Source organism: Streptomyces sp. NPDC090083 (genome assembly GCF_044747445.1).
Taxonomy (GTDB): Bacteria; Actinomycetota; Actinomycetes; order Streptomycetales; family Streptomycetaceae; genus Streptomyces.
In genome coordinates, this window is record NZ_JBIVED010000019.1 from 52,525 (window position 1) to 78,505 (window position 25,981).

The 25,981-nt window shown below is 71.0% G+C and carries 26 protein-coding genes; 16 read left to right on the forward strand and 10 right to left on the reverse strand.

What is annotated here, in order from left to right; translation table 11 throughout:
* The first annotated feature begins 1 nt into the window (after position 1).
* The 3 genes from ACIPTO_RS41010 to ACIPTO_RS41020 all read left to right on the forward strand — a co-directional run bounded on the left by ACIPTO_RS41010 (position 2) and on the right by ACIPTO_RS41020 (position 2,827).
* Positions 2-814, forward strand: coding sequence for a DUF6597 domain-containing transcriptional factor (locus ACIPTO_RS41010; protein ID WP_401200588.1), 813 nt, complete (start codon positions 2-4; stop codon positions 812-814).
* 106 nt (positions 815-920) lie between these two features.
* Complete coding sequence (locus tag ACIPTO_RS41015; protein WP_401200591.1) at positions 921-2,096, forward strand: sensor histidine kinase; 1,176 nt, start codon at positions 921-923, stop codon at positions 2,094-2,096.
* Complete coding sequence (locus tag ACIPTO_RS41020) at positions 2,093-2,827, forward strand: response regulator (RefSeq protein WP_401200593.1); 735 nt, start codon at positions 2,093-2,095, stop codon at positions 2,825-2,827. The genes ACIPTO_RS41015 and ACIPTO_RS41020 overlap by 4 nt, the downstream gene beginning before the upstream one ends.
* A gap of 73 nt (positions 2,828-2,900) precedes the next feature.
* On the opposite strand, the gene ACIPTO_RS41025 is transcribed toward ACIPTO_RS41020, so the two are convergent.
* The 3 genes from ACIPTO_RS41025 to ACIPTO_RS41035 all read right to left on the reverse strand — a co-directional run bounded on the left by ACIPTO_RS41025 (position 2,901) and on the right by ACIPTO_RS41035 (position 4,702).
* Positions 2,901-3,428 carry a DUF1062 domain-containing protein gene (locus tag ACIPTO_RS41025; RefSeq protein WP_401200595.1) on the reverse strand — a complete coding sequence of 176 codons (528 nt, stop codon included), beginning with the start codon at positions 3,426-3,428 and terminating at the stop codon, positions 2,901-2,903.
* Between the two features lie 213 nt (positions 3,429-3,641).
* On the reverse strand, positions 3,642-4,115 hold the full coding sequence (locus ACIPTO_RS41030) for a MarR family transcriptional regulator (RefSeq protein WP_366326310.1): 474 nt from the start codon (positions 4,113-4,115) through the stop codon (positions 3,642-3,644).
* A gap of 110 nt (positions 4,116-4,225) precedes the next feature.
* A complete protein-coding gene (locus ACIPTO_RS41035) occupies positions 4,226-4,702 on the reverse strand; it encodes a hypothetical protein (RefSeq protein ID WP_401200598.1) in 477 nt (158 codons plus the stop codon).
* A 124-nt stretch (positions 4,703-4,826) separates the two neighbouring features.
* Here ACIPTO_RS41035 and ACIPTO_RS41040 point away from each other — a divergent pair, with 124 nt between their 5' ends.
* From ACIPTO_RS41040 to ACIPTO_RS41050, 3 genes are all read left to right on the forward strand, one after another.
* Positions 4,827-5,162: a YnfA family protein gene (locus tag ACIPTO_RS41040; protein WP_401200600.1), complete on the forward strand. Its 336-nt coding sequence runs from the start codon at positions 4,827-4,829 to the stop codon at positions 5,160-5,162.
* 80 nt (positions 5,163-5,242) lie between these two features.
* On the forward strand, positions 5,243-6,019 hold the full coding sequence (locus ACIPTO_RS41045) for an SDR family NAD(P)-dependent oxidoreductase (protein WP_366326304.1): 777 nt from the start codon (positions 5,243-5,245) through the stop codon (positions 6,017-6,019).
* A complete protein-coding gene (locus ACIPTO_RS41050; RefSeq protein WP_366326302.1) occupies positions 6,019-6,177 on the forward strand; it encodes a hypothetical protein in 159 nt (52 codons plus the stop codon). Before ACIPTO_RS41045 ends, ACIPTO_RS41050 begins: the two co-directional genes overlap by 1 nt.
* 28 nt (positions 6,178-6,205) lie before the next feature.
* On the opposite strand, the gene ACIPTO_RS41055 is transcribed toward ACIPTO_RS41050, so the two are convergent.
* Positions 6,206-7,399, reverse strand: a complete 1,194-nt coding sequence (locus ACIPTO_RS41055) for an RtcB family protein (protein ID WP_366326300.1) — start codon at positions 7,397-7,399, stop codon at positions 6,206-6,208.
* A gap of 246 nt (positions 7,400-7,645) precedes the next feature.
* Between ACIPTO_RS41055 and ACIPTO_RS41060 the strand changes: the two genes are divergently transcribed.
* The 3 genes from ACIPTO_RS41060 (at position 7,646) to ACIPTO_RS41070 (ending at position 11,106) form a co-directional block, all read left to right on the forward strand.
* Positions 7,646-8,506 (forward strand): DUF3558 domain-containing protein, encoded by an 861-nt coding sequence (locus ACIPTO_RS41060; RefSeq protein ID WP_401200605.1) that lies wholly within the window; start codon positions 7,646-7,648, stop codon positions 8,504-8,506.
* Between the two features lie 133 nt (positions 8,507-8,639).
* The gene (locus ACIPTO_RS41065) at positions 8,640-9,590 is read left to right on the forward strand and encodes a DUF3558 family protein (protein ID WP_401200608.1); all 951 of its coding nucleotides are present in this window, start codon (positions 8,640-8,642) and stop codon (positions 9,588-9,590) included.
* A gap of 199 nt (positions 9,591-9,789) precedes the next feature.
* Positions 9,790-11,106 (forward strand): DUF2637 domain-containing protein, encoded by a 1,317-nt coding sequence (locus ACIPTO_RS41070; protein ID WP_401200664.1) that lies wholly within the window; start codon positions 9,790-9,792, stop codon positions 11,104-11,106.
* Between the two features lie 58 nt (positions 11,107-11,164).
* Here the strand turns inward: ACIPTO_RS41070 and lysS are convergent, their stop codons facing one another.
* Complete coding sequence (gene lysS / locus ACIPTO_RS41075; protein WP_401200611.1) at positions 11,165-12,907, reverse strand: lysine--tRNA ligase; 1,743 nt, start codon at positions 12,905-12,907, stop codon at positions 11,165-11,167.
* A gap of 433 nt (positions 12,908-13,340) precedes the next feature.
* On the opposite strand from lysS, the gene argS reads away from it, so the two are divergent.
* Positions 13,341-15,110: an arginine--tRNA ligase gene (gene argS, locus ACIPTO_RS41080; protein ID WP_401200614.1), complete on the forward strand. Its 1,770-nt coding sequence runs from the start codon at positions 13,341-13,343 to the stop codon at positions 15,108-15,110.
* Positions 15,111-15,242: 132 nt separating this feature from the next.
* On the opposite strand, the gene ACIPTO_RS41085 is transcribed toward argS, so the two are convergent.
* Positions 15,243-15,680: a peptidoglycan-binding protein gene (locus tag ACIPTO_RS41085; RefSeq protein ID WP_366326986.1), complete on the reverse strand. Its 438-nt coding sequence runs from the start codon at positions 15,678-15,680 to the stop codon at positions 15,243-15,245.
* A 293-nt stretch (positions 15,681-15,973) separates the two neighbouring features.
* On the opposite strand from ACIPTO_RS41085, the gene ACIPTO_RS41090 reads away from it, so the two are divergent.
* The 3 genes from ACIPTO_RS41090 to ACIPTO_RS41100 are packed head-to-tail and all read left to right on the forward strand — an operon-like array spanning position 15,974 to position 17,900.
* Complete coding sequence (locus ACIPTO_RS41090; RefSeq protein WP_401200618.1) at positions 15,974-16,738, forward strand: peptidoglycan-binding protein; 765 nt, start codon at positions 15,974-15,976, stop codon at positions 16,736-16,738.
* Positions 16,735-17,613: a helix-turn-helix domain-containing protein gene (locus ACIPTO_RS41095; RefSeq protein WP_401200620.1), complete on the forward strand. Its 879-nt coding sequence runs from the start codon at positions 16,735-16,737 to the stop codon at positions 17,611-17,613. The genes ACIPTO_RS41090 and ACIPTO_RS41095 overlap by 4 nt, the downstream gene beginning before the upstream one ends.
* Before the next feature lie 14 nt (positions 17,614-17,627).
* Entirely contained in the window at positions 17,628-17,900 is a 273-nt protein-coding gene (locus ACIPTO_RS41100; protein WP_401200622.1) for a hypothetical protein, read from the forward strand.
* 19 nt (positions 17,901-17,919) lie between these two features.
* On the opposite strand, the gene ACIPTO_RS41105 is transcribed toward ACIPTO_RS41100, so the two are convergent.
* Together ACIPTO_RS41105 and ACIPTO_RS41110 are read right to left on the reverse strand one after the other, a co-directional pair.
* Complete coding sequence (locus ACIPTO_RS41105; RefSeq protein ID WP_401200624.1) at positions 17,920-20,628, reverse strand: protein kinase; 2,709 nt, start codon at positions 20,626-20,628, stop codon at positions 17,920-17,922.
* 70 nt (positions 20,629-20,698) lie between these two features.
* A complete protein-coding gene (locus ACIPTO_RS41110; RefSeq protein WP_366326976.1) occupies positions 20,699-21,085 on the reverse strand; it encodes an ATP-binding protein in 387 nt (128 codons plus the stop codon).
* A gap of 122 nt (positions 21,086-21,207) precedes the next feature.
* Between ACIPTO_RS41110 and ACIPTO_RS41115 the strand changes: the two genes are divergently transcribed.
* The 3 genes from ACIPTO_RS41115 to ACIPTO_RS41125 are packed head-to-tail and all read left to right on the forward strand — an operon-like array spanning position 21,208 to position 23,071.
* Positions 21,208-22,017, forward strand: coding sequence for a helix-turn-helix transcriptional regulator (locus tag ACIPTO_RS41115; RefSeq protein WP_366326974.1), 810 nt, complete (start codon positions 21,208-21,210; stop codon positions 22,015-22,017).
* Positions 22,017-22,256 (forward strand): DUF397 domain-containing protein, encoded by a 240-nt coding sequence (locus ACIPTO_RS41120; protein ID WP_366326972.1) that lies wholly within the window; start codon positions 22,017-22,019, stop codon positions 22,254-22,256. Before ACIPTO_RS41115 ends, ACIPTO_RS41120 begins: the two co-directional genes overlap by 1 nt.
* A 29-nt stretch (positions 22,257-22,285) precedes the next feature.
* Complete coding sequence (locus ACIPTO_RS41125) at positions 22,286-23,071, forward strand: DUF4253 domain-containing protein (RefSeq protein WP_401200629.1); 786 nt, start codon at positions 22,286-22,288, stop codon at positions 23,069-23,071.
* 24 nt (positions 23,072-23,095) lie between these two features.
* Here ACIPTO_RS41125 and ACIPTO_RS41130 read toward each other — a convergent pair whose 3' ends face one another.
* Together ACIPTO_RS41130 and ACIPTO_RS41135 are read right to left on the reverse strand one after the other, a co-directional pair.
* On the reverse strand, positions 23,096-23,932 hold the full coding sequence (locus ACIPTO_RS41130; RefSeq protein ID WP_401200631.1) for an arylamine N-acetyltransferase: 837 nt from the start codon (positions 23,930-23,932) through the stop codon (positions 23,096-23,098).
* A 54-nt stretch (positions 23,933-23,986) separates the two neighbouring features.
* Entirely contained in the window at positions 23,987-25,891 is a 1,905-nt protein-coding gene (locus tag ACIPTO_RS41135) for an FHA domain-containing protein (RefSeq protein WP_401200634.1), read from the reverse strand.
* Positions 25,892-25,981: the final 90 nt, after the last annotated feature.

The following is a 25,981-nucleotide window of genomic DNA, read 5'->3' on the forward strand; positions in this document are numbered from 1 at the left end:
CATGGCCGCCCCGGACCGTGACACCCGAGGAATCGTCGACCCCGCCGAACTCCTCGCCCGCGTGCGCTTCCGCCGCCCCGAACCCGCCGAGCCCCTCCGCCCGTACATCGAGCACTACTGGCTCATCGACTGGGACCTGACCGAGCCCTACGTCTCCCACGTCGTCCCGCACCCGGCCGTGCACATCGTCTTCCAGCGGCTCGCCGGCGAGGACGCCTTCGTCGAGGTCGCGGGCATCCCGCACGGCCTCTTCGCCCAGAAACTGGAGGGGCGCGGACGGGTCTGCGGCATCAAGTTCCGGCCCGGCGCGTTCCGTTCCGTCGCGCCGGACCGTCCCGTGTCGGAGTGGACGGGCCGACGGGTCCGGCAGCCCGAGGTGTTCCCCGGCACCGACCCCGCCACGGTCCTCGGCCCCGCCGACGAGACCGCCCGCGTCGCCGCCCTCGACGCCTTCCTGCTCGCCCTCGCCCCCCGGCCCGACCCGCAGGCCGAGCTCGCGACCACCCTGGTCGACCGCATCCGCACCGACCGCGCGATCCGCCGCGTGACCGACTTCGCCCGCGCGGAGGGCCTGTCCGTACGGCTGCTGCAACGCCTCTTCGCCGCGTACGTCGGCGTCGGCCCGAAGTGGGTCATCCTGCGCTACCGCATCCACGACGCCCTGGAGCGCGCGGGAACCGACGCGCCCGTGGACTGGGCGGGCCTGGCCGCCGACCTCGGCTACGCCGACCAGGCCCACCTGGTCCGCGACTTCACGGCCACGGTCGGAGTGACCCCGACGGCATACGCGCAGGGCGCGCAGGGCGGCCACTGACCCGGCTTCCCGCGCTCGGGGCCGGACCGCCGGGCCCGCCCGCCCGCTGGTAGCTTTCGCAGCGGCCGGACGACAGTGGGGCCGCACGACGGCGGAAGAGAGCACGGTGAACCGGACCCAGACCCTGACCCGCTGGCTCACCGCGGACAACAACCCCATCCAGGTCTTCGGGACCGTCGCCGCCATCGTGATCGGCGCGCTCACCGTGCGCCCGGTCGGCACCTCGGGCACCGGACTCGCGGTGCTGTGTCTGCTCGTCCTGGTCTCGCTGACGACCTGCACGCGGCTCATCCCCGAGGGCCGGTTCTCCCCCCGCACCCAGCTCGCGGTGGTGTGCGTCTGGTCGCTCGGGGCCGCCGCACTGCTGGCTCTCGACCGCTACGGGGCCTCGGCGCTGTTCGCCTACCTCGTCACCGGGCACGCCGGATACCGGCTCGACAGCCGCCGCTCGCTGCCCTTCGCCGTCTGCACCAGCGCCCTGTGCGCGGGGGTGCTGCTGCTGCCGTGGGGCGGACACCACACCTCGTGGATCGTGGGCGCCTTCACCGGGGTCAGCGTGCTGGTCGGCATCTCCAACCGCGCCCGCACCGAGGCACTGCGCTCCGCGCGGGCCGCCGCCCAGCAGGCGGAGCTGGCCTCGCGGGCCGAGGCACGGGCCGAGGCGCTCGCCGAGCGGGCCCGGATAGCGCGGGACGTGCACGACGTACTGGCCCACTCACTGGCCGGGGTGAACATGCAACTGGAGGTCACCGACGCCCTGTTGGAGTCCGGTGACATCGGGCGGGCCCGGGAGGCGGCCCAGCGGGCGCAGAGCCTGGTGCGCTCGGGGCTGACCGAGGTGCAGCGCACGGTCGGGGACCTGCGCGAGGACGCGCTGCCGCTGGTGGAGACGCTGCGCTCCATGCTCGACTCCGCGACCGGCGCCGGTACCCTGACCGTCGGCGGGCCCCCGCGTGAGCTGCCCGTCCGCCGCACCCAGGTGCTCGTGCGCTGCGCCCAGGAGGCGCTGACCAACGCGCACAAGTACGCGCCCGGCGCCCCGGTCCGCATACGCCTGGAGTACCTGGAACCGCGGGAGGGGCTCCCGGAGGAGACGGTCCTCGAAGTGGTCAACTCCGCTCCGCCGGAGGGCTCGCGGCCCTTGGCGGGAGCCGGGAGCGGGATGGGTCTTGTCGGGATGCGCGAGCGCCTCGACCTGGTGGGCGGCACGGTCACGGCCGGGCCGATCGTGGACGGCGACGACGCGGGAGGATGGCGAGTGCGCGTGGTGATCCCGGCATGAGCGACGAACAGCAGGCACAGGGGCAGGGGCGGACACAGGGGCAGGGGGCGGCCTCGGGCGAGCGGCAGGCCCTCGTCCGGGTGGTCGTCGCCGACGACCAGACCGCCGTGCGCGAGGCGCTGGCGACCGTACTGGATCTGCAGCCCGGCGTGGAGGTCGTCGCGACGGCCAGGGACGGCGAGGAGGCCGTACGGGCCGCCGAGGAGCACGCGCCCGACGTGATCCTCATGGATCTCAACATGCCGCGGATGGACGGGGTCGAGGCCACCCGGCTGCTCACCGAGCGCTTTCCCCGGGTCGCCGTCGTGGTGCTCACCACCTTCGCCGACGAGGAGTACATCCTCGCCGCGCTCGGTGCCGGCGCCCGCGGCTACCTCACCAAGGAGTCCGGCCGGCAGGACATCACCCGCGCCGTGCGGGCCGCGGCGGCCGGGCAGTCCGTGCTCGACCCCGCCGTACGGGACCGGCTCGTCGCCGCGGCCGCGCGGGGCGGGGTGCCCGCCGAGCGGCCGGCCGGCGGACTCGCCCCGGACCTCACCCGCCGGGAGATCGAGGTCCTCACCCTGATCGGCGAGGGCCTGACCAACCGGGGCATCGCCGAGCGGCTGGTGGTCAGCGAGGCCACGGTGAAGACCCACATCAACAACCTCTTCGCCAAGGCCGGTCTGCGGGACCGGGCGCATGCCGTGAAGTACGCGTTCGTCCACGGGCTGGTGAAGACCCCCGGGTGAGGACCATGGCGGGTGCGGCGTCATGACGGACAGGGACCGCCGGCGGAACCGCACCCGAACCCGCCCGGCTCGCTCAGCACTTGAGCGTGAACGTGAAATCGCCGGTGAGTCTCGCGTCCAGCCGGACCCCCGACACGAGACTCCCCTCCGCGATCAGCCGTTCGACCCCGGCCCGCGACAGACCGCAGCCCTCGGCGATCAGCCGCACCGGCCGGACCGGTATCCGCGCCCCGAAGCGCACCTCGACGTCGATCGCCTCGCGGTGCGGGTACTCCGTTCCGCCGGTGTCCAGACGCCAGGCACCGGACCAGTCGAGGGCGACGCGGTTGCGCCGCCGCAGCAGCGGGTCCTGGAGCAACTCGGCTGCCAGGACAGGGTCGTTGGCGTGCAGCCGGTCCAGCAGGGCGGGCGGTACGGAGCGCACGTTCGCCCGCTCCAGGACCGTCAGTCGCGTGGTGGCCCCGCAGCCGGTGCAGAGCGCGAGGAGCCACGCGTCGATGAGTTTGTGATGGGCGTTGACACGGAACTTGCCGTGCGCCCGGAAGCGTTCGGACGCGCACGCGTGGCAACGGCGGCGGACCAGCGGAAGGCGAGTGGGCATGACAAACCAGGTCGCGAGCACAGAAGTACACCGGTTCCAGTGAGAAGACCGCAGCGGAAAGAGGCGCGGCGCACAGGCGCGACGCGCGACAGATCAGCACTCGGGAGGTCTCACACGGTGTACAACGAAACGTCCTTGCCCAGACGACGGGATGCGGCAGCACGCTAACGGCGCACGACGGCGCCGCTCAACGGGTTTTCGGCGCCGCCCGAGCTACACGTCCCCCGCCCGCAGCCGCGCAATCTGCTGCCCGCTGAACTCCACCGTCCGCCTCATGTGCCCGACGATCACGGCGAGTTCGGTGTCGTCGAGGTCGTCGAAGAGGGTGAACCAGCCGCCGCCCAGCCGGTTCCACATGCGCCCGAACTCGGTGATCTTCTCCGGCACGGTCGCCACCAGCACCCGCCGCCGGTCCCCCGAGTCCCGCTCGCGCACCACGTAACCGGCCCGCTCCAGCCGGTCCACGAGCCGCGTCGCCGACCCCGTCGTCAGCCCGGTCAGCTCGGCGACCCGGCCCGTGGTCACGGGCCCGGCCTCCAGGGTGAGCAGGTTGAGGCACTGCAGATCGGTCGGATGCAGCCCGAGCCGGTCGGCGACGGCCTGGTTGAACAGGGCGTACGACGCCATGTACCGGCGCGATACGGAGGACAACTCGTCCAGCAGCCGTGCCCGCGCGTTCCCGGACATGTCGCACCCCTCGTCGCCCGTGCCGTTCCGCACATGCCGTCCGTGCCGTGCGGAGATCGAGATCGTACGACGTGCTCGCGGGCGTGGCTCCGCCGTCCTCGGGGTGTGGCTCAGAAGTAGTAGGTGTCTCCGGTGTCCAGGACGAGCACCCGCTGCTGGTCGTTGGCCCGGTTCCCGTCCACCGTGCCTCCGCCCCACAGCGTGTCCAGCTCCAGCAGCACCTCGGTGGACGCGTCCCGCAGCCGTACCCGCAGGTCGATCCGTTCGCCCACGCCGTCCGCGGCGAGCGCCCCCGTCCGGCAGACCACCATCCGCTCCCCCGACCGCGCGCACCCCGCCGGCAGCGCCTGCCGGTCCGCGAGCGGCTTCGACCAGCGCAGCCGTACGGTCGCGTCGGGCACCGCGGACGGGCCGTGGTTGCGCGGGGTGAACCGGACGTCGATCCGGCCGGCGGTCATCACGGCGGAGCCGTGATACGCGAGGTCCGCCTCCGGACCGGGGAGGTCCGGGTGTCCGGGCGCCGCGCCCGTCACCGCCAGCGCGGCACCCACTGCCGCGAGAGTCCGTAGTACCCCAAGTACCCGCATGCGATCCGCTCCTCAGTACGCCGCGCCCCTGCACCACGCGACCGTGGTCGTACGGATGTATCCCACGCGGAGCGGGCGACAGGCGCCGTCCATCAGGTGACAGCCGCGTGATCTGATGGCGCCCATGCTCGTGCTCCGCTCCGCAGCCCTCTTCGCCGTCGCCGCCTTCTTCGAGATCGGCGGCGCCTGGCTGGTCTGGCAGGGGGTCCGCGAACACCGCGGCTGGCTCTGGGTCGGCGGCGGGATCATGGCCCTCGGCGTCTACGGCTTCGTCGCCACCTTCCAGCCCGACGCCCACTTCGGCCGCATCCTCGCGGCCTACGGCGGGATCTTCGTCGCCGGTTCACTGGCCTGGGGCGCGGTCGCCGACGGCTACCGGCCCGACCGCTGGGACATCACCGGCGCGCTGATCTGCCTGGCCGGGATGGCCGTGATCATGTGGGCGCCCAGGGGGAACTGACCCGGAACCGCGCCACCGGGCCCCCTATCCTGGACGAAGCCGTACGCACGAACCCGTCGAACCGTCCCCAGGAGCAGTCCATGGCCACCGCCGCACCGTCCGCCGCCTCCCGCATCGCGGTCGTCACCGGGGCGAGCGGCGGCATCGGCGCCGCCACGGCCCGGCAGCTCGCCTCCGCCGGATACCGCGTCGTCGTCACCGCCCGCCGCAAGGACCGTATCGAGGCGCTCGCCGAGGAGATCAACGCGAACGGCGGCCAGGCCACGGCCTACGCGCTCGACGTCACCGACCGGGCCGCCGTCGACGAGTTCGCGACCGCCTTCAGGACGATCGGCGTGCTGGTCAACAACGCGGGCGGCGCGCTCGGCGCCGACCCGGTCGCGACCGGTGATCCCGCCGACTGGCGCACGATGTACGAGACGAACGTGCTGGGCACCCTGAACATCACGCAGGCCCTGCTCCCCGCCCTCACCGCGAGCGGCGACGGCACGGTCGTGGTCGTCTCCTCCACGGCGGGCCACGGCACGTACGAGGGCGGCGCGGGCTATGTCGCCGCCAAGCACGGCTCGCACGTCCTCGCCGAGACACTGCGGCTGGAGATCGTCGGCACCCCGGTGCGGGTCATCGAGGTCGCGCCCGGCATGGTCAAGACGGACGAGTTCGCCCTGACCCGCTTCGGCGGCGACGCGGAGAAGGCGGCGAAGGTCTACGCGGGCGTCGCCGAGCCCCTCACCGCCGACGACGTGGCCGACACCATCACCTGGGCGGTCACCCGCCCCAGCCACGTCAACATCGACCTCCTCGTCGTCCGCCCCCGCGCCCAGGCCTCGAACACCAAGGTCCACCGGGAGCTGTGATGCCGGACGCGGACGAGGACTCCTTCGAGAAGCGCCGCCTGGCCGAGGAGACCAGGAACGAACGCAAGGTCTGGTACTTCCTCGGCTACTTCCTCTTCGGCATCCACATCGTCGCGTTCGTGATGATCTACGCCGTCACCCACGCCCCGAACAAGTAGACGCGGCGCGGCGGTCGAGCCTCCGGGGTCAGCCCTTCACGCACACGACCTGCTTCAGCTTCGCCACGACCTCGACGAGATCCCGCTGCTGGTCGATGACCTGCTCGATCGGCTTGTAGGCGCCCGGGATCTCGTCCACGACACCGGAGTCCTTGCGGCACTCCACGCCCCGCGTCTGCTCCTCCAGGTCCTTCGTCGAGAAGCGGCGCTTCGCGGCGCTGCGGCTCATGCGCCGACCGGCGCCGTGCGACGCGGAGTTGAAGGACTTCTCGTTGCCGAGCCCCTTCACGATGTACGAACCGGTGCCCATCGAGCCGGGGATGATCCCGTACTCGCCGGAGCCGGCCCGGATCGCCCCCTTACGGGTGACCAGCAGGTCGACGCCCTCGTACCGCTCCTCGCTCACGTAGTTGTGATGGCAGGAGATCTCCGCGTCGAACGTCGGCTTCGCCTTCTTGAACTCCTTGCGGATCACGTCCTTGAGGAGGGCCATCATGATCGTGCGGTTGTACTTCGCGTACTCCTGCGCCCAGAACAGGTCGTTGCGGTACGCCGCCATCTGCGGGGTGTCCGCGACGAAGACGGCGAGGTCGCGGTCGACCAGGCCCTGGTTGTGCGGGAGCTTCTGAGCCGTGCCTATGTGGTGCTCGGCCAGTTCCTTGCCGATGTTCCGGGACCCGGAGTGGAGCATCAGCCACACCGAACCGTCAGAATCCACGCAGACCTCGCAGAAGTGGTTGCCCCCGCCGAGCGTCCCCATCTGCTTCGTGGCCCGGTCCTCCCGGAACTTCACCGCGTCCGCGACCCCGTCGAACCGTCCCCAGAAGTCGTCCCAGCCGCCGGTGGCCAGACCGTGCAGCCGTCCCGGGTCGACCGGGCTGTCGTGCATCCCGCGCCCGACCGGAATCGCCTGCTCGATCTTGGAGCGCAGCCGCGACAGGTCGCCGGGAAGGTCGTTCGCCGTGAGGGAGGTCTTCACCGCCGACATCCCGCAGCCGATGTCGACTCCCACCGCCGCGGGACACACCGCTCCGCGCATCGCGATGACGGAGCCGACCGTCGCGCCCTTTCCGTAGTGGACGTCCGGCATGACCGCCAGGCCCTTGATCCACGGCAGGGTCGCCACGTTGCGCAGCTGCTGGAGCGCGCCCTCCTCGACCGACGCCGGGTCGGTCCACATCCGGATCGGAACCTTCGCGCCCGGCATCTCCACGTACGACATCTCGTCCTCATTCCCCCGGAGTTCACCAAAAGTCATACATCGCAAAACCGGCGCCAAGGTCAACGAATGGGACAGCGGACCGGCATCCACGGCTGTGCGTGCGATAGACATTGTCTCCAGGGGGTCCCCTGGTGCGGCAAGCGATTAACCAGCGGGGACACTGGCAGACCCTGGACCGTTCAAGGGGTCGAGGGACACCGAGGACAACCGACGCACACCCGACACACCGTCGAGAGGAGCCCGACCGTGCAGCGGAAGGCGTACGTAACCGGCACCGCCGCACTCCTCGTGGCGCTGCTGGCCGGCTGCACGAGCGGCGCGACCGACAGCGGTACGACGGACGACGCGAACCCGGGAGAGGCCGGCTCGGCGACGGCGGTGGCCCAGCCGGGCAGGTACCGCACGCTTCCCGAGCCCTGCGGAGCGGTCGGCCACGACACGCTGGACTCCCTGCTGCCCGGTATCCAGCAGATCACCGACCCCGAGCAGCGCGAAGCGGCGTACGCGGGCGACGCGACGCTGACGTACGACACGGACCGCAAGGTCGGCTGCCGCTGGAAGGTGGAGTCGGCGGACGCGACCGATCACCTGCTGGTCGACTTCGAGCGGGTGGTGTCCTACGACAACGCCGTGAGCGACGACAGCCAGGCGCAGACGATCTTCGCGACGAAGGAGGCGGCGGCGGATCTTCCGGAGCCGTCGGCGAGCACGACCGCGACCCCGTCGGACTCGTCGTCCGCTTCCACGGACCCCTCGCCCTCGTCCTCCTCCTCGGCCTCCTCAGCCTCCTCGGCCTCCTCTTCGCCCTCCTCGCCCTCTTCGCCCTCTTCGACGCCCTCCGCCACCTCCTCGTCCTCCGCAGCCGCCCTCCAGCCCCGCGTCCTGTCCGGTCTGGGGGACGAGGCGTTCCTCGACGACGCGTTGAACAGCTCCGGTTCGACGGCCCAACAGCGCACGGTGACTGTGGTGTTTCGCACGTCCAACGTCATCGTGACCGTCGAGTACGCGGAGCAGCCGGCGACGGTCGGCGTCGTGCCGGACAGCCAGAAGATGCAGGACAGGGCGCGGAAACTGGCCGCGCGACTGGCCGACTCGCTCAACGGTTAGAGCGTTCACGGGTGCCGTCCCGGGAGGCCCGCAAAGGCCGTGAACCGGGACCGCACAGGTGACTCACCGCGTACCGTGGCCCCTCGGACCCGATCCGACGGCAGGAACCACGAGCGTCATGAGTGAAGGAACCATGCATCAACCAGCACAGCGAGACCGGAGCGACCAGCAGCGGACGAAGCGCCTGAGCCGCGTCCTTGTCTGCGCGGCGGCCGTCCCGATGATGCTGATCGCGGCCGGCTGCTCCTCGGACTCCGGCTCCGGCGACGGCGCGAACAAGGACACGGCAGGCCCCGGCGCGACGACGTCCGCGGACGCCACCGCCGCGCCGACGGTGCAGGCGGCGGCGTACAAGAAGCTGCCCGAGCCGTGTGCGGTGCTGTCGAAGAAGACGTTGACCGATCTGGTGCCGAAGGGCGCCACGTCGGGCAAGGAGGGTACGTCGAGCGACACGGCGTCGCGGGGCAGCTGCTCCTGGACCAGCCTGGACAACAAGGGCGTCAAGGGCTCGCAGTTCCGCTGGCTGAACGTTTCGTTGCTGCGGTTCGACTCCTCGCAGACGCAGGGCGAGGGCAACCGGCTGGCCGCGTCGTACTACGCGAAGCAGGTGCAGGCGGCGCAGGCCGTCACCGGCGCGAAGAACACCAAGTCGGAGCCGGTCGCGGGCGCGGGCGACGAGGCGACCTCGGTGCGCTACGACCTGAAGAAGAAGGAAGGCGCCTTCAAGCAGCAGACGGTGGTCGCGCGCGTCGAGAACGTGGTCGTCACGCTCGACTACAACGGCGCGGGCCTCGCGGGCGACAAGGCGCCGAGCGCGGACACCCTGACCAAGGCGGCGGAGAAGGCCGTGAAGGAGGCCGTGGCGGCGGTCTCCTCGGCCAACGGCGCCGGTACGGGCGGGAGTTCGGGCTCCGGCTCGGGCGACGCGAGCAGCACGCCCTCGAAGTCCGCGTCCAAGGCGCCCGCCACGTCCGCCTCCCCGTCCGCCTCCAAGTCGGCGGCGAAGTCGGCGGCGAAGTCGGACGCGAAGGCCCCGGCGGCCACCGCGTCCTCCTCCGCCTCTTCCGCGGCGGACAAGAGCTGACGGCACATTTCACATCGGGTCCGATGTCGGACCTCAACTCGCAGGTCAGCAAGGCCCTTTGACGGAGCCCGGCCCTCTCACGGACCGGGCTCCCGACAGACCGGCACCCAGGACGCCGCACACTTGTGCCACCCTGTTGCGCGCAACGACAAGTAAGGGGAGGGGAGTCCGGGTGTCCGCGCCCATTCAGCTCACACGTATGCACCGCGTGCTCATCGGTGTGGTCGTCGCCGGTGCGATGGTCATCGCCGGTATCGGTTTCGCCGGTTCGTACGCCGCCGTACGCGAGCTCGCCCTGAAGAAGGGCTTCGGGAACTTCGCGTACGTCTTCCCGATCGGCATCGACGCGGGCATCTGTGTCCTGCTCGCCCTCGACCTGCTCCTGACCTGGATCAGGATCCCCTTCCCGCTGCTGCGCCAGACGGCGTGGCTGCTGACGGTCGCGACGATCGCGTTCAACGGCGCCGCCGCCTGGCCCGACCCGCTCGGGGTCGGCATGCACGCGGTGATCCCGATCCTGTTCGTCGTCTCCGTCGAGGCGGCCCGGCACGCGATCGGCCGCATCGCCGACATCACCGCCGACAAGCACATGGAGGGCGTCCGCCTCACCCGCTGGCTGCTCTCCCCCGTCCCCACGTTCCTCCTCTGGCGCCGGATGAAGCTCTGGGAGCTGCGCTCCTACGAGCAGGTCATCAAGCTGGAGCAGGACCGCCTCGTCTACCAGGCCCGCCTGCACTCCCGCTTCGGCCGCGCCTGGCGCCGCAAGGCCCCGGTCGAGTCGATGATGCCGCTGCGGCTCGCCCGCTACGGCGTCCCGCTGGCCGAGACGGCTCCCTCGGGCCTGGCGGCGGCGGGCATCGAGCCCGTCGTGCTGCCGGCGGCCCCGCAGCTGGAGCCGGCCCGGGAGCCGGAGCCGCAGCAGGCGCCCGCGGTGCAGCAGAGTCCGCAGCCGGTCCGGGAGCAGCTGCCCGCCGCCGACGCGGACCAGGCTCCCCAGCAGCCGGAGCCGCAGAACCCGTGGCTGCACTCGCGGGACCCACAGACGGTCGAGTACCAGGGCGGCTACGACCCGACGTACGACCCGGACGCCGCCTACCAGGAGTGGTACGCGGAGCAGCAGCAGGCGGAGCAGTTCCAGCAGTACGAGGAGGAGCAGCAGCAGTTCGAGCGGCAACGGCGGTTCGAGCAGCAGCAGTTCCCCCAGCAACAGCAGCAGCAGTACGAGGAGCCGCCCGCTCCGGAGCCGTCACCCGAGGACACCGGTACCTTCCCGATCCCGGCCGGTCCGGGCCGTACCCGTGAGATGGGTCCGGGCGGCGGTACCGAGCCGACCGAGGAGGACTACTACCAGGTCTTCAAGAAGTCGATAGACGGCAGCTATCCGACGTCGGGCCAGTTCCGTGGCAACGTCGAGGACACGTACGGCATCAAGCTCCCGCAGCGCGAGGCCGACCGGCTGGTCAACAGCTTCACGAACCGCCACACGGAGGAACTCCAGGAGTATCACAGCGCCTGAGAGGCGAAGCCGGAACGACGAAGGGGCCCTCGGTCGAGGGCCCCTTCGTCGTTCCGCCTCACTCGCCGAGCAGCCTCCGGACCCGCTCCTGTCCGACGGCGAGCAGCAGCGTCGGCAGCCGCGGCCCGGTGTCGCGGCTCACGAGCAGGTGGTAGAGGAGGGCGAAGAACGTCCGCTGGGCGGTCTTGATCTCCGGCGGGAGTTCCTTGGCGGTCGCGTCGGCGGAGAAGCCGGCCTGGACCTTGGGGACGCCGTAGACGAGGTGGCTGAGGCCGTCCAGGGACCAGTGCTCGGCGAGGCCGTCGCGCAGCAGCCGCAGGGACTGCTGGGAGGGCTCGTCGAGGGACTTGAGGAGTTCGGTGTCGGGTTCGTCGCGCACGATGGTCCGCTGGTCGGCGGGGACGTGCGCGTTGATCCAGGCCTCGGCCTTGTCGAGCCGGGGGCGGACCTCGTCGAGGGTGGACAGCGGGTTGGCGGGGTCGAGTTCGCTGAGGATGCGCAGCGACTGGTCCTCGTCGCCCGCGGTGATGTCGGCGACGGACGCGAGGGTCCGGTACGGCATCGGGCGGGGCGTGCGCGGGAGCTCACCGGCGGCGGTCCGCACGGCACGCGAGTGCGCGGCGAGGTCGGCGGGCAGGGCGGACCCGTCCGCGACCTTCCCGTCGAGCTTGTCCCACTCGTCGTAGAGGCGCTGGATCTCCTGGTCGAAGGCGATCTTGAAGGACTGGTTGGGGCGGCGGCGGGCGTAGAGCCAGCGCAGGAGCTGGGGTTCCATGATCTGGAGCGCGTCGCCCGGGGTGGGGACGCCGCCCTTGCTGCTGGACATCTTGGCCATGCCGCTGATGCCGACGAAGGCGTACATGGGCCCGATGGGGCGCTCGCCGCCGAAGATCCCGACGATCTGACCGCCGACCTGGAACGAGGACCCCGGGGACGAGTGATCCACACCGCTGGGCTCGAAGACGACGCCCTCGTAGGCCCAGCGCATGGGCCAGTCGACCTTCCAGACGAGCTTGCCGCGGTTGAACTCGCTGAGCAGGACGGTCTCGGTGAAGCCGTCCTCGGTGCAGACGTAGGTCAGCTCGGTGGTGTCGTCGTCGTAGGCCGTGACGGTGGTGAGGTCCTTGCCGCAGCTCCCGCAGAAGGGCTTGTACGGGAAGTACCCGGCGGAACCGGAGCTGCCGTCGTCCTCCTCGGCCGCGCCGGACCCGGCCTCGGCCTCCAGCTCGGCCGCGTCGACGGCCTTCTGCTGCTGCTTCTTCGGCGGGGCCTTCTTGGTGCGGTACTGGTCGAGGATCGCGTCGATGTCACCGCGGTGCTTCATGGCGTGCAGGATCTGCTCGCGGTACACCCCGGAGGTGTACTGCGCGGTCTGGCTGATCCCGTCGAACTCCACGCCCAGCTCGGCCAGGGAGGCGACCATGGCGGCCTTGAAGTGCTCGGCCCAGTTGGGATACGCCGACCCGGCCGGCGCGGGCACGGAGGTCAGCGGCTTCCCGATGTGCTCGGCCCAGCCCGCGTCGACCCCGTCCACCCCGTTGGGAACCTTGCGGTAGCGGTCGTAGTCGTCCCAGGAGATGAGGTGCCGGACCTCGTGACCCCGGCGGCGGATCTCGTCGGCGACGAGGTGCGGGGTCATGACCTCGCGGAGGTTCCCGAGGTGGATGGGTCCCGAGGGGGACAGCCCGGACGCGACGACGACCGGTTTGCCCGGGGCCCGACGCTCCGACTCCTCGATGACCTCATCCGCGAAACGGGAGACCCAGTCGGTGGTCTCGGTGCTCTGAGCCACGATCGGCACGTCCTTCTTTCTGGCACGGGGCAGCCGGTACGGTCGCACGACTGACCGTCCCATTGTCCCAGCCGAGCCCACATCCACGAAAACGCCTTTTCCAAGCGCGTGACCCTCCGGGGGCGGGGGCGGGCCGGGTCGGGGGTGGGCGGCACGGTTGTGCGCGGAGCGCGGGCCCGGCGGGGGGCTGGTCGCGCAGTTCCCCGCGCCCCTGAGGATGTCGGGGTTCGCGGCGTGAAGAGTGCGAGGAGCCCTGGATGGCGGCGCAGCCGCCTTCTAGGGGCGCGGGGAACTGCGCGACCAGCCCCCACCGGCCCGCAGCCAGGAGACGCGGCCAGCCCCTCCGGCCCTCCCCGCAGGCCCCGACCCGGGAAACCCGCTTTACCCCCCGTGGGATACTGACCGTGTCTATCAACCCCACGAGGAGAACGGCTCTCACCCCATGACCTCGGTCACGTCGCTCACCGACCTAGTCCACCAGCGCCTCGCGGACGCCCTCACGGCAACCCTGCCGGAGGCCCCCGCGGACCCCCTGCTGCGACGGAGCGACCGAGCCGACTTCCAGGCGAACGGCATCCTCGCCCTCGCGAAGAAGGCGAAGGCCAACCCCCGAGAGCTGGCCACCCAGGTCGTCGCGAACGTGACCACCGGCGACGTGATCAAGGACATCGAGGTCTCCGGCCCCGGCTTCCTGAACGTCACGATCACCGACCGGGCGATCACCGGGACCCTGGCCGCCCGCTACGCGGACGACACGGACCGCCTGGGCGTCCCCCTCGCCCCCCACCCCGGCACGACGGTCATCGACTACGCCCAGCCGAACGTGGCGAAGGAGATGCACGTAGGCCACCTCCGCTCCGCGGTGATCGGCGACGCGGTCGTCCAACTCCTGGAGTTCACGGGCGAGTCGGTGGTCCGGCGGCACCACATCGGTGACTGGGGAACCCAGTTCGGGATGCTCATCCAGTATCTGGACGAGCACCCGGGCGAGTTGGACCACACGGACGCGAACGTCACCGGTGAGGAGGCGATGTCCAACCTGGACCGCCTCTACAAGGCCGCGCGCAAACTCTTCGACTCCGACGAGGAGTTCAAGACCCGGGCCCGCCGCAGGGTCGTGGACCTCCAGGCCGGCGACCCGCAGACCCTGGCCGCCTGGCAGAAGTTCGTGGACGAGTCGAAGATCTACTTCTTCTCCGTCTTCGAGAAGCTGGACATGGAGATCCGGGACGCGGACATCGTCGGCGAGTCGGGTTACAACGACATGCTGGACGAGACCTGCCGCCTCCTGGAGGAGTCCGGCGTCGCGGAGATCTCGGACGGCGCGCTGTGCGTGTTCTTCGACGACATCAAGGGCCCGGACGGCAACCGCGTCCCCCTGATCGTCCGCAAGTCCGACGGCGGTTACGGCTACGCGGCGACGGACCTGTCCGCGATCAGGGACCGGGTCTTCAACCTGAAGGCGACCTCGCTCCTCTACGTCGTGGACGTCCGCCAGTCCCTGCACTTCAAGATGGTCTTCGAGACGGCCCGCCGGGCAGGCTGGCTGAACGACGACGTCACGGCGTACCAGCTGGCCTTCGGCACGATCCTCGGCAAGGACGGCAAGCCGTTCAAGACCCGTGAGGGCGTCTCGGTGAAGCTGGAGGACCTGCTGGACGAGGCGGTCCAGCGCGCCACGACGGTGGTCCGGGACAAGGCGGAGAAGGTGGGCCTCACGGAGCAGGAGATCGTCGACAACGGCCGCTACGTCGGCATCGGCGCGGTCAAGTACGCCGACCTGTCGACGTCCGCGGTCCGCGACTACAAGTTCGACCTGGACCAGATGGTCTCCCTGAACGGCGACACGTCGGTGTACCTCCAGTACGCCTACGCCCGCATCCAGTCCATCCTCCGCAAGGCCGGCGAGTTCCGCCCCCAGGCCCACCCGGAACTGGAACTGGCTCCGGCGGAACGCTCGTTGGGCCTGCATCTGGACCAGTTCAGCGAGGTCGTGACGGAGGCGGCCAAGGAGTACGCCCCCCACAAGCTCACGGCCTACCTGTACCAACTGGCGTCGACCCTCACGACGTTCTACGACCAGTGCCACGTCCTCTCCCCGGACAACGCCCCCGAGGTGGTGGAGAACCGCCTGTTCCTGGTGGACCTGACGGCCCGGACCCTGCAACGGGGCATGGCCCTGCTGGGCATCAGGACCCCCGAGAAGCTCTGACGACACCGGACTTCTCGCCGGAAACGCCGAACCGCGAGCTGTCCCTCCCCCATGAGGGACAGTTCGCGGTCGTCAACGCCCCTTCGTCAAGGCGTTGTTGGCCCTACTGTCTGCGACTCGGCCGCCGTCGGCTCAGATGCCGTTGGCGAAGTTCTTGAACGCGGCCCGGGTGCCGGAGCCCGCGTCGCCGTCGATCGCACCGGTGTAGCCCCAGTTCTGCAGCAGCCGCTGGAGCGCCTTGATGGTGTTCACGCCGGGGTCGCCGTCGATGGCGCCGGTGTAGCCCCAGTAGGTCTGGAGGTTGCGCTGGAAGGCCTTCCAGCTGTTGGTGCCGAGCTGTCCGTCGATGCTGTCGGTGTAACCCCAGTACGTGTGCAGCCAGTTCTGCACCTTCTTCGCCTCTGCGGTGGTGAGGCCGAAGTTCTGCGTCGCCAGGATCGAGACGTCGGAGGCCTGTACGGAGGCGGCCGGCGCGGCGAAGCTGGGGGCGGCGAAGGCGACGCCTCCGACCGCGATACCGGCGACGGCGGTGAGGCTGACGAGGGTCCTGGCCACGACATTCGGTCGCATGCGTTCCTCTTTCAGGTAGTCGGTCGACGTGCTGGAACGAGACTGCGGTCCGCCCGGTCCGGCCTGCCACCGTCCCCGCCCAAGTGACGTCTCGACGGGACGACACCCCCTCCGACCTGCGAGGACAGGGACAGCGGGGACGGCGGGACGGGACGCCGCACGACCCGTCGCCGACGATGGCCGATTCTCTCCAGCCCCGGGAACCGAAAACCCGTGCGATGCGGTGTCAGTGATGCAGAATGCGACTCGGCAGGGACCGCCGACCCGGCCCCCGAACGCGCACTGGGGGGAACATGTCGCGTTGGAAAGTGCTGCCGGAGGAACTCGATCCGCGCGTACGGCAGTTGGTGGTCCGTCTGCGCCGGCTGAAGGACCACAGCGGCCTGAGCATCCGGCAGTTGGCCACCAAGACGGGCTACAGCCCCAAGTCCTGGGAACGCTATCTGGGCGCCCGCGCGCTGCCGCCGGTGGAGGCGCTGGAGGCCCTCGCGCGCGTGTGCGGCGAGGACCCGGTCCGCCTGCTGGCACTGCGGGAGGTGGCGGCGGAAGGCTGGCGTACCGCTCCCGAACACGCGCAGCCGCCAGGCGACTTGCCCCCGCCGAAGCAGCCCTCCCGCTCCCTTGAGGGACGCGCCCTGCGCATCGCGCTCGTGGCGGGCTCGGTGACCCTCGTCCTGGCGGTCTCGTCGGCGGTGCTGGTGACGGTCCGCCTCATGAACGACAACACCCCTGGCAGCCCCACGACTTCGACCCGGTCGTCGGCACCGGCCGCCGAGCCGACGGCCGCGTCGCCGTACACCTGCCGTCCGGAGCGGGTCGACGGCCGCTGGTACGCGGGCAACAGCCTCACGCAGCAGGAGAACCTGGCCGTCGGCGACGGCGGGCCCGCGGTCGCCGAGGCGCAGTGTCTGCTGCGCAGGTCGGGCATCTCGCCGGGCGGCATCGACGGGATCTTCGGCCCGCTGACGGAGCACGCGGTCAAGGAGTTCCAGAAGCGGTCGGGACTCGTCGTGGACGGCATGGTCGGCCCGCACACCTGGAAGGCCCTCAGGGGATGAATCAACTGGCCGCAGCCTTACGACAGTTACGTACCGAGACCGGTCTGAGCCTGGCGGGCCTGGCCGCGAAGACGCCGTACAGCAAGTCGTCCTGGGAGCGCTACCTCAACGGCAAGACGCTGCCCCCGAGGGAGGCGGTCGAGGCGCTGTGCCGCCTCGCGGGCGAACCGGTGGGCCGGTGTGTGGCGCTGTGGGAGATCGCGGAGGCGGAGGGAAGCGGCCGGGGGGCGGTCCCCGCGATCCCCGCGACCGCGGCGGCCCCGACGACGGCACAACCGGCCGTCCCCCTGCCCTCACCTCAATCCGCATCCCCGTCCACGCCCCCGGCCCCACCCCCGCCTCCGGCCCCGGAGCGGCGCGGTGTCGTCACCCTCGCGGTCCTCGCCTCCATCTGCGCGGTCGCCGTGACCGCCATGGTCCTGGCCCTGCTCCTCCTCCCGGGTCCCCGCGCCTCCGAATCCCTCTCCCCCACCGCCGCCACCACGGCCACCCCGACCGGCCAGGGCTGTCACGGCGCCGACTGCGAGGGCCGCAGCCCCATGGCCATGCGCTGCGCCGCCCAGCCGGACACCGTCGCCCGGCACGAGACGGCCACCGGCGCGTGGATGGAGCTGCGCCACAGCCGCGTCTGCGGCACCACGTGGGCCCGCACCTGGGGCGGCCGGATCGGCGACCGCATCGAGATGAGCGTGCCGGGGCGGACGGGGTCGACGCACGGCGCACGGGTGGGCAGCGCCATGGACGCGGATTCGTACGTGTACACACTGATGGCGGTGACGGCGCCTGGGACGGTGGTCCGGGCGTGCTTCCAGCCCGCGGCGAAGGCCGGGGCCGCCCCGGGGCTGAGGGAATGCTTTGACGGGCGTGTGAGGTAGCTGTGCAGGGGTGCGTGGCGACCCTCTCGGTCCAGGCCGACCTCCTGCCCGCTCCCGAGGGCACGACCGCCTACCTCCGCCTGCCCACACGGCTGAAACTCCCTTCGGGCCGGCACCCGGTGACCCTGCCCAAGACCGCCGGGCCCATCGCCCACGCCGTCGTCCGCGACGGCACGCTGCTGCGCGTGGAGGGCCCCGGGTACGAGGCCGGTACGGGCCGGCGCCTGCTCGACACGGTCGCGGACAACCGTCAAGTGCGGCGGGTGCGGGAGAGGTTGGGGCGCTAGGCAGGCCGGGCGGGGGGCGTCAGGCTCCGTCTCTCGCCACGAGGTCTGTCTCCTCCTGTGCCTCCGGCGTCGCGGCCAGCTGTTCCAGGAAGCGGTCGGGGCTCTGCGGGCGGGACGCCGGGGAACGGGACAGCATCCGGCCGAGCAGCGCGCGGAGTTCCTCCGAGACGGGCAGGGCGTCCACGGACACGTCGGTGTGCACGATCTCGTAGATCACGTCCTGCACCGAGGACGCGGTCCACGGCTGGGCGCCCGACAGGCACTGGTACAGCAGGATGCCCAGGGTGTAGAGGTCCGTCCTGATGTCCGCCGGGTTGCCGAGTGCCTGTTCCGGCGCCATGTAGCCGGGTGTCCCGATCACCATCCCGACGAGGGTGACGTCCCTGTCGTCGATCTGCGGCCGGGCGATGCCCAGGTCGATGATCACGGCGCCCCGCTCGGGATGGAGCAGGACGTTGCTCGGCTTGAGGTCGATGCGTGAGATGCCCATGCTGTCGATGAAGGCGAGGGCCTCGCCCAGTTGCCGGCCGATCCGCGCGACCACCCCGACCGGTAGCGCGCCCCGCTCGCTCAGCACGTCCTGGAGCGAGGGCCCTTCCACCAGTTCCATGATCAGGGCGGGCTCCGCGTCGGCGGACTCCAGGGCGTCGAGCGTACGGACGATCTGCGGATGGTTCAGCTGCCGGCTCACCTCGGCCTCCCGCTGGAACCGTGCCAGCATGCGCGGGTCGTCGCGCGAGGCGCGGTGCAGCACCTTGATGGCGACGGACCGGCCGGTGAGCAGGTCAAGCCCCCGGTAGACGGCTCCCATCCCGCCCTGGCCCAGGAGGCTGGTCATCTCGTAGCGCTCGGCCAGCACACCGACGGCGGGCGTGGTCGGCTCGGGGGTGCCCGGCGGATCGGCGTCCGGCGGTGCGGCGCCCGTCGACGGGTCGCCGAGGGGAGCGCCGGTCTGTGCCGGGTCCGCGTCGGCCCGGCGCGCCTGCGCATCGGGCAGCCCGGACGGCCCGGTGGGACGCGGTGCCGGGAAGCCGATCGCGGTCGGGTCGTACGGCCCGGGGTCCGGCGGCGGGGAGATGATCCCCAGGTCCGCGCGTTCGCTCTCGCTGCTGTGGACGAAGCGCGCGAGCTGGCGTTTGTAGGTGTCCGAGAGCTTGTAGTACGCGAGTGCCGGCTCGGGTCCGCCGTACCGCGTGGCGTTGGCCCGGCCCGGCTCGCTCACCACGTCGAGCATGCCCGCCCGCACCAGATGGCGCAGCAGTCGTTCCACCGCGGGCGGGGTCATGTGCAGCAGCGGATCGATGCCCTGCGGGCCCGTCACCTCGGTCGAGGTGAACGGTCTGCCCTCGCTGCGCAGCGCCCAGTCCACGACGTGGTAGCCGCCGAGCCGTCTGCGGTCGCCGTCGATCGCCACGGGCGCGGCCGATCCGCCGGCCGGTCCGCCGGACGTGATGGCGGCGATCGTCTCGGACACGACCGCTTCCAGCTGTGCGTAGAAGTCGATCCGCGCCCAGTCGGCCTCGGCCACGCTCAGCACCGGGCAGCCGTCCTCCCACGCGACCACGGAGTTGAACTCCTGGAGCAGCCGTCGTGGGACGCCACGGGCCTTGAAGCTGAGGTAGCCGATGAACCGGGCGAGCCGGGTCTCGTCCAGGTTCGCCCGCGACAGGGCGTATGTGGCGTCGGGTCCGTAGGGGGTGGGATCGGGGGCGGGGGCAGGGGTGGGCGCGGGAGCCGGTGGGCCCCAGGCGCCCTGGCCCGGAACGGGCGGTGAGCCGTCCCGGCCCGCCCGCACCAGTCCCCGTACGAGCCGGTCGGGCGCGTCCCAGAGGCACGGCACGTACATCCGCCACCCGAAGACGCTCTCGTAGACGCCGTTGCCGCGGTCGGAGTCCTGGAGGGCGCGGTCGTGCAGGTCGGGGCCCGCCACCACGATGAAGTGGGCGCCGCGTGCGGTGAGCACGTTCTTGATGCGGCCGAGCAGCGCCTCGAAGAGGGCGATCGGTTCCTGTCTGTTGTCGGTGAGCTTGTCGACCTCGTCGAGGACGACGACGGGATGCACCCGCAGCCGTGCCGTCTCCCGTCTCCGGCGTCTCAACAGCCTTCGGCCGCGCGGTTGTTGGTGGTAGGGACGGCCCTCGCTGCCGTTGAGCAGATGCACGATCCGGACGAGGTCGTGCTCGACGTCCGTCTCGGAGTAGGCGAGGAACGCGGCCTCCGTCGCCTGCGACCTGGTCCTGCGGCCGTTGAAGCTCATCGTGGGCGCCAGCCGGTGCTGCGGGGAGAGCCCGAGCGAGGTGGCCCGCTCCGAACTCTCCGACTGGGTCTGCGTGAACGACAGCGAGGTGCGCGAATAGGCCAGCAGCAGCGAGCGCTGCACCTCGCGCGGCAGCCGGGCCAGCAGGTCCCGGTCGTCCAGGGACTCGAAGATGCGCCGCACGACGGCGAACAGCAGCTGGTCGGTCGTCATGGCGCGCGCCACGTTCAGGTGCACCACCAGCAGTTCGTCACCGCCGCCCCACGCGCCCATGGTCTCCGCCAGCGCGCGCAGCACCAGCGTGGACTTGCCGACCCCGCGGAAGCCGCTCACCAGGAAGGCGCCGCCGTGCGAGTAGGTCAGCCGCTCCTTCAGCGCCTCGACCAGCGCCTCGTGTCCGAGCGCCGGGATGGCCCCGTCCCCGGCCGGCAGCGGCTCATGGATGTACCGGAACTGCCGGTGTAGCGGCATGTGCAGCACGACATCGCCCCCGAGACCGCTTCTTCGCCGTACGTTCCAGCTTAGGCCGCAAAGTGCCGCTCTAGCAGCTGAACTCCGCCCACACCACCTTGCCCAACTCCCGTTCCCGCACCCCCCACTTGTCGGCCAGCGCGGTGACGAGCAGCAGTCCGCGCCCGCCCTCGTCCGTGTCCTCGGGATGCCGGTCGACCCGCGGGACACCGCCCCCGCTGTCGTGCGCCTCGACGCGCAGCACATGGCCGTCGTACCGCAGCAGCACCCGGAACTGGCGCCCCGCGGGCACCCCGTGCACCAAGGCGTTGGTCGCCAACTCGCTGACGCAGAGCAGGACATCACCGCCGCGTTCGGCCTCGGCGAGCCCCTGCTCCACGAGGAAGGAGCGGGCGAAGCGCCTGGCGGCGGGAACGGACCGGCGTTCGCGCCGGAAGAACTTCTCACTCGGGTTCACGGGACAAGAGTTGCGCAGCGTGACTACTGTTGACAGCGCGTGAGCCCTGTTCTCGATTTTGTACGGGCGGAGTACGGGTCCGCACGGGGTCCGGAACGGGTGGACAGGGGGAGCACCACAGCATGAACTCCAAGAAGAACCGCTCGACGATGCGGATGCTGGGCAAACAACTCCAGGCGGCGCGCAGGGCGGCCGGTCACACCCAACGCCAGCTGGCGGAACAGGCGTTGGTCGACGAGGAGACGATCGCGTCGGTCGAGCAGGGGCGGCGCCGCCTGATGCCGGACCTTGCCAGGACGCTGGACGTCATTCTCGACACCAAGGGCACGTTGGAGGCGGGGGTCGAGAACCTGCCGGAGATCGACCAGTTCCCGCTCTTCGCAGAGGAGTACATGCTGCACGAGCGGGATGCCATCGCCCTGTCCTGGTACGACGCCTTGGTGGTCCCGGGCCTGCTCCAGACCGAGACGTACGCCCGCGCACTGCTCAGCAGTCGGCTTCCCGCGTACGACGAGGAGGAGTTGGAGACAAAGCTCGCAGGGCGACTCAGCCGCCAGGAGATCATGCACCGCAAGGTGCCGCCGACGATGAGCTTCGTGGTCTGGGAACCCGCACTGCTGTGGCCCAACGGAGGTCGCGAGACGCACCTCGACCAACTGCGCGCGCTGCGCGAGTACTCCGAAGTCCCGGGCCTGACCCTCCAGATCCACCCGCTGAACCGCACCTCTCACGCGGGGGCCGCCGGTTCCTTCACGCTCCTGGAGACACCGGACCACCAGCACCTCGCCTACACCGAGTCGCAGCGTGGCAGTCAGTGGGTCTCGGACCCGGATGAACTGTCCGCCCTGACCCGCAAATATGCGATGCTGCGAACGCAGGCCCTCACCATCGAGGACTCCCAAAGCCTGCTGGACCGTCTGCTAGGAGAGTGATGAGCGCGGCACTTCAGTGGTTCAAGTCGAGCTACAGCAGCGAGGAGGGCGGCCAGTGCCTCGAAGTCGCCTACTCCTGGCGGAAGTCGAGCTACAGCAGCAGTGAGGGCGGCCAATGCGTCGAGGTCGCCACCTGCCCCCACACCATCCACATCCGCGACTCCAAGAACCCCGAACACACCGGCCCCACCCTCCAACTCACCCCCGCCGCCTGGGCCGCGTTCACCGCGACGCGCTGAGTGTCAGTGGTCGCCTCTAGAGTCACGGCATGGCGACTCTTCCCAACCCGCTGCCCAAGCTGGCGGCCGATCCGAGCGGCACCTCGCTCGGGCTTGAGCTCCCTGCCGGGAGTCTGATCGACGCGACCGCCGAAGGCCCCGCGGACGAACCGTTGTTGTGGTGTGCGGGTGAGACGGCGCGGCCGGGAGCCTGGGCCGCGCTGCGGGCCGCGCGGAGCACCGGGCTGCTGCCGGTGCTGCTGGACGTGGACGGGGGCCACGGCGGGCCGCGGGACTGGGAGTTGAGCCCGTACGAGCTGTCGTATCCCGGGGATCACGACGCCGACGAGGTGCTGGGCGAGCTCTGGGAGGCGTACGCCTCGGAGGATGACGAGTGGCCCGGTCTCGCCGAACCGCTCACCCTGGTCGCCGATCCGGACGCGCGGGCCGCCGAGGTCGCCGACTCCCTCGCGGACGGCGGCAGTTGGCTCAAGGACCCGCGCCTCGCCCTCGTGCCGGCCCGCCGCAGCGCCGACATCCCGGCGGCGATCGGCTGGATCGGCGCCGCGAACCACGAGAGCGACACGGGCCTGCTCTGCGCGGTCCTGCGTTCCTGGGAGGACCGCTTCGGAATACGCGTCGTGGCCCTCGCCTACGACCGGCTGGTGCTGTCGGTTGCGGCCCCGCCGACGACCCCGGAGGAGGCCGAGGAGATCGCCGCCGAGCACTTCGCCTTCTGCCCGGACAACATCACCCAGGGCCACCACGGAACGCTGCACGCGTACGCCCGGCACGAGGTGCTCGGCCAGCGGGTGTGGTCCTTCTGGTGGGACTGACCCGCCCGGCCCGGCCGTCCCGGATCAGCTGAGCAGCCGCATCCCGTCCGGCGCCTCGATCCCGAACTCCTCCTCCAGCACCAGCCGCGCCTCCCCCTCGTCCGCCAACTCCCGCTTGTGGACCCGTCCGTCGGCCCATGTCTCGGTCAGCACGCGTCCGTGCAGCAGGACATGGCGTTCGGGGGTGACGCGCTGGACGTACAGACGCTGGGTGAAGGGGGAGCGCGGGTTCGTGGCGATGTGCCAGTTGATGACGTCGAAGTCGACGTGCTCGAAGGGGTCCAGGGTGAAGGCGTACTGCGTCTGCCAGGAGCCGCCGTCCTTCCCGCCCGTGTACGCCTCCAGCTCCCACAGCTCCAGCGGTCCCCGATGCGGCGCCTGGACCAGCCGGTGCCGGCGTCCCGCGCCCTCGAACTCCTCGCCGGTCACCAGCGGCACCGGTTCCAGCAGCGCCCCGATCGCCCCGAACCCGACGTCGGCCAGGTAGGGCCGCGGTTCGCCCGGCACCTCGACGAGCAGCGCCATGTGGGTGCGCGGGCGGCTCTCGATCCGGTCGGTGCCGACCATGACCCGCGCCGTCAGCAGGGTCACGCCGAACCCGAGTGCCCGCAGCGCGGCGGCCAGCAGCGTGTTCTGCTCGTAGCAGTAGCCGCCGCGCGGACCCCGCAGCAACTTGGCCGCCAGGTCCGGCAGTTCGAGGGAGGGAGCGGTACGCCGCAGCGCGTCCAGGTTCTCGAACGGGATGCCGCGCATATGGGCGAGGTGCACGGCCCGCAGCGTCTCCGCGTCGGGCCGCCGCGCTCCCTCCGCACCGATGTGCGCGAGGTATTCGTCCAGGTCGAGGGCGTCGCTGTCTGCCATGCCTCCAGCCTACGAAATCACCGGACGAACCCCGCCGTCACCGGGCGGACCCGCTCACTGCTGGGTCGCCGGTTCCAGCGCCTCCACCGCCGCGGCCGCCGCCGTCGAGTCGGGGCCGTAGAAGATATCGATGTCGACCTCCTCGCCGCCCATCGTCAGGGTGTCCCACGCGCCGCTGAGGACGAGCATGCGCAGGGTGCGGGACTCCAGGGTGTTGAGGCGTTCGAGGATGGCCTCGTCGTCCGGCATGCCGGGGAGGCGCGGGGCGAGGCGGTCGCGGATGGCGCCCATGCGGGCCAGCAGGGTGGCCGTGTCCGCCTCGCGGTCGGGCTCCTCCGCGATGCCGTCGATGCCGTGGTCGATGATGTCCTTGATCGCCCAGGTGACGCCCTGGTCGTCGGTGGTGACCATCGCCTTCCACGCGCGGCTCTTGTGCCGGTACTGGAGCATCGACATGGCCGCCTCGTGCCGCAGGAAGTCGGCGTCCCGGAACGGGCGGCCGTTCCAGGCGCTGTTGAGCGAGCGGGCCAGCGAAATCGCCGACGCCAGGCCGCTGTTGAGGCCCCGGCCCGGCCAGAAGTGGATGGAGTTGGCCGCGTCGCCGAGGAGGAAGCCGTAGGTGCCGGGCGAGCTGACGGTCGGGGGCAGCAACTCGGCGGAGAAGCGCGGGCGTTGCACCATGTCGAGGCGGAAGCTGGTGACCGCGCTCAGGTCCTGGGCGGAGACGTCGAAGAGCCGCAGGCCCTCGTGCACGCGCTTCCACAGGGGGGAGCCCTTGATGAGCGCGGGCAGGAACAGCGTGCCGTGGGTCGCGCACTGGAAGTCGCCGTGCTCGTCGCGGTCCATCAGGCACGGGCGGGAGGCGATGCACTCCTCGAACACCCGGCGGACCGGGTCGATGCCGATGACCTCGGTCAACTCGGTGTCGGTGAGTCGCATGTTGAGGAAGCCCTCGCCGCGCAGCGAGTTGAGCAGGAACCGGTTCTGGGCGACCGTCAGCAGGATGGCCATGGGGTCGGGCAGTTCCGACTTCACCCTCAGCCCGAGGACCACGTCCCGCAGATGGACGCCGTCGAGGGAGTAGATGGACTCGTCGGCCTTGCCGAAGCGGGCGGCGAAGTGCTCCCGGGTGCGCGACCGGCCGCCGTCGCAGATCGCCAGGACGTGCTGGGTGGCGAGTTCGTCGCGCTGTTCCGCCGGGTCGAACTTGGCGGGGATGAGCCGTATGCGGTCCCGCTTCTCGTTCGCCAGCTCCAGCAGGGTGTCCTCGATGTAGGCGATCCGCATGTTGCGCGGGTGGTGGTCGCCGATCGAGTCCGGGCCCGAGGGCCACATCTCGGTGTAGTGCTCGGGGTCGAAGAGCCGGTCCTGCACGTACTGCGGCCACGCGAGGTACTGCCGGCTCTGCACGGTCACCACCTGCTGGCGGCGCACGTTGCCCTCCTCCGCGCCCTTCCAGGCCACGGCACGGCCGGCCTTGCGCCAGCGGCCCTCGTAGACGGTGATCCTGACCTGCGCGCCGAGGAAGTGCTCCAGCAGCAGGGCCATGGACAGGCCGACGGGGCCGCCGCCCACGACGGTGACCCGCAGCACGGACCCCTCGTCGCTCTCCTCCGGGTGGGTCACCGAGCGGGGCAGGTTGAGCGCCATCAGGGTCTGCATGGCGTCGGCGACCTCGAAGCGGAACTCCTGGTCCCCGATGGTGATCTCGTCGCCGGGCTGGAGCAGCCGTGCCTCGACCTCCTCGCCGTTGACCTGCGTGCCGTTGCTGCTGTCGCAGTCGCGCAGGACGTATCCGGCGTCCTGGTCGAAGACGATCTCCGCGTGGAAGCGGGAGACGCTCGGGCTGGCGATGACCACCGTGTTCCCCGCGTTGCGCCCGAACGTGACCCGGGTGTCGACGATCGGGATGCGCTCTCCCGCCAGCAGACCTTCACGTCCGACGAGCACCGGTGCCATGGCCATTTCCTCCCAGGGGTCAACTCGGTGCGTTTCCAAGGGGATTCACCGATTCGGGGTCTCTGTGTTCGAGCCCTGCGGCAACCATAA

Coding starts and splice junctions, on each gene's coding strand:
- ACIPTO_RS41010 (WP_401200588.1), top strand. CDS start 2: ATGGCCGCCCCGGACCGTGACACCCGAGGAATCGTCGACCCCGCCGAA.
- ACIPTO_RS41020 (WP_401200593.1), top strand. CDS start 2,093: ATGAGCGACGAACAGCAGGCACAGGGGCAGGGGCGGACACAGGGGCAG.
- ACIPTO_RS41025 (WP_401200595.1), bottom strand. CDS start 3,428: ATGCCCACTCGCCTTCCGCTGGTCCGCCGCCGTTGCCACGCGTGCGCG.
- ACIPTO_RS41030 (WP_366326310.1), bottom strand. CDS start 4,115: ATGTCCGGGAACGCGCGGGCACGGCTGCTGGACGAGTTGTCCTCCGTA.
- ACIPTO_RS41035 (WP_401200598.1), bottom strand. CDS start 4,702: ATGCGGGTACTTGGGGTACTACGGACTCTCGCGGCAGTGGGTGCCGCG.
- ACIPTO_RS41040 (WP_401200600.1), top strand. CDS start 4,827: ATGCTCGTGCTCCGCTCCGCAGCCCTCTTCGCCGTCGCCGCCTTCTTC.
- ACIPTO_RS41045 (WP_366326304.1), top strand. CDS start 5,243: ATGGCCACCGCCGCACCGTCCGCCGCCTCCCGCATCGCGGTCGTCACC.
- ACIPTO_RS41050 (WP_366326302.1), top strand. CDS start 6,019: ATGCCGGACGCGGACGAGGACTCCTTCGAGAAGCGCCGCCTGGCCGAG.
- ACIPTO_RS41055 (WP_366326300.1), bottom strand. CDS start 7,399: ATGTCGTACGTGGAGATGCCGGGCGCGAAGGTTCCGATCCGGATGTGG.
- ACIPTO_RS41065 (WP_401200608.1), top strand. CDS start 8,640: ATGCATCAACCAGCACAGCGAGACCGGAGCGACCAGCAGCGGACGAAG.
- ACIPTO_RS41070 (WP_401200664.1), top strand. CDS start 9,790: ATGCACCGCGTGCTCATCGGTGTGGTCGTCGCCGGTGCGATGGTCATC.
- argS (WP_401200614.1), top strand. CDS start 13,341: ATGACCTCGGTCACGTCGCTCACCGACCTAGTCCACCAGCGCCTCGCG.
- ACIPTO_RS41085 (WP_366326986.1), bottom strand. CDS start 15,680: ATGCGACCGAATGTCGTGGCCAGGACCCTCGTCAGCCTCACCGCCGTC.
- ACIPTO_RS41090 (WP_401200618.1), top strand. CDS start 15,974: ATGTCGCGTTGGAAAGTGCTGCCGGAGGAACTCGATCCGCGCGTACGG.
- ACIPTO_RS41095 (WP_401200620.1), top strand. CDS start 16,735: ATGAATCAACTGGCCGCAGCCTTACGACAGTTACGTACCGAGACCGGT.
- ACIPTO_RS41105 (WP_401200624.1), bottom strand. CDS start 20,628: ATGCCGCTACACCGGCAGTTCCGGTACATCCATGAGCCGCTGCCGGCC.
- ACIPTO_RS41115 (WP_366326974.1), top strand. CDS start 21,208: ATGAACTCCAAGAAGAACCGCTCGACGATGCGGATGCTGGGCAAACAA.
- ACIPTO_RS41120 (WP_366326972.1), top strand. CDS start 22,017: ATGAGCGCGGCACTTCAGTGGTTCAAGTCGAGCTACAGCAGCGAGGAG.
- ACIPTO_RS41125 (WP_401200629.1), top strand. CDS start 22,286: ATGGCGACTCTTCCCAACCCGCTGCCCAAGCTGGCGGCCGATCCGAGC.
- ACIPTO_RS41130 (WP_401200631.1), bottom strand. CDS start 23,932: ATGGCAGACAGCGACGCCCTCGACCTGGACGAATACCTCGCGCACATC.
- ACIPTO_RS41135 (WP_401200634.1), bottom strand. CDS start 25,891: ATGGCACCGGTGCTCGTCGGACGTGAAGGTCTGCTGGCGGGAGAGCGC.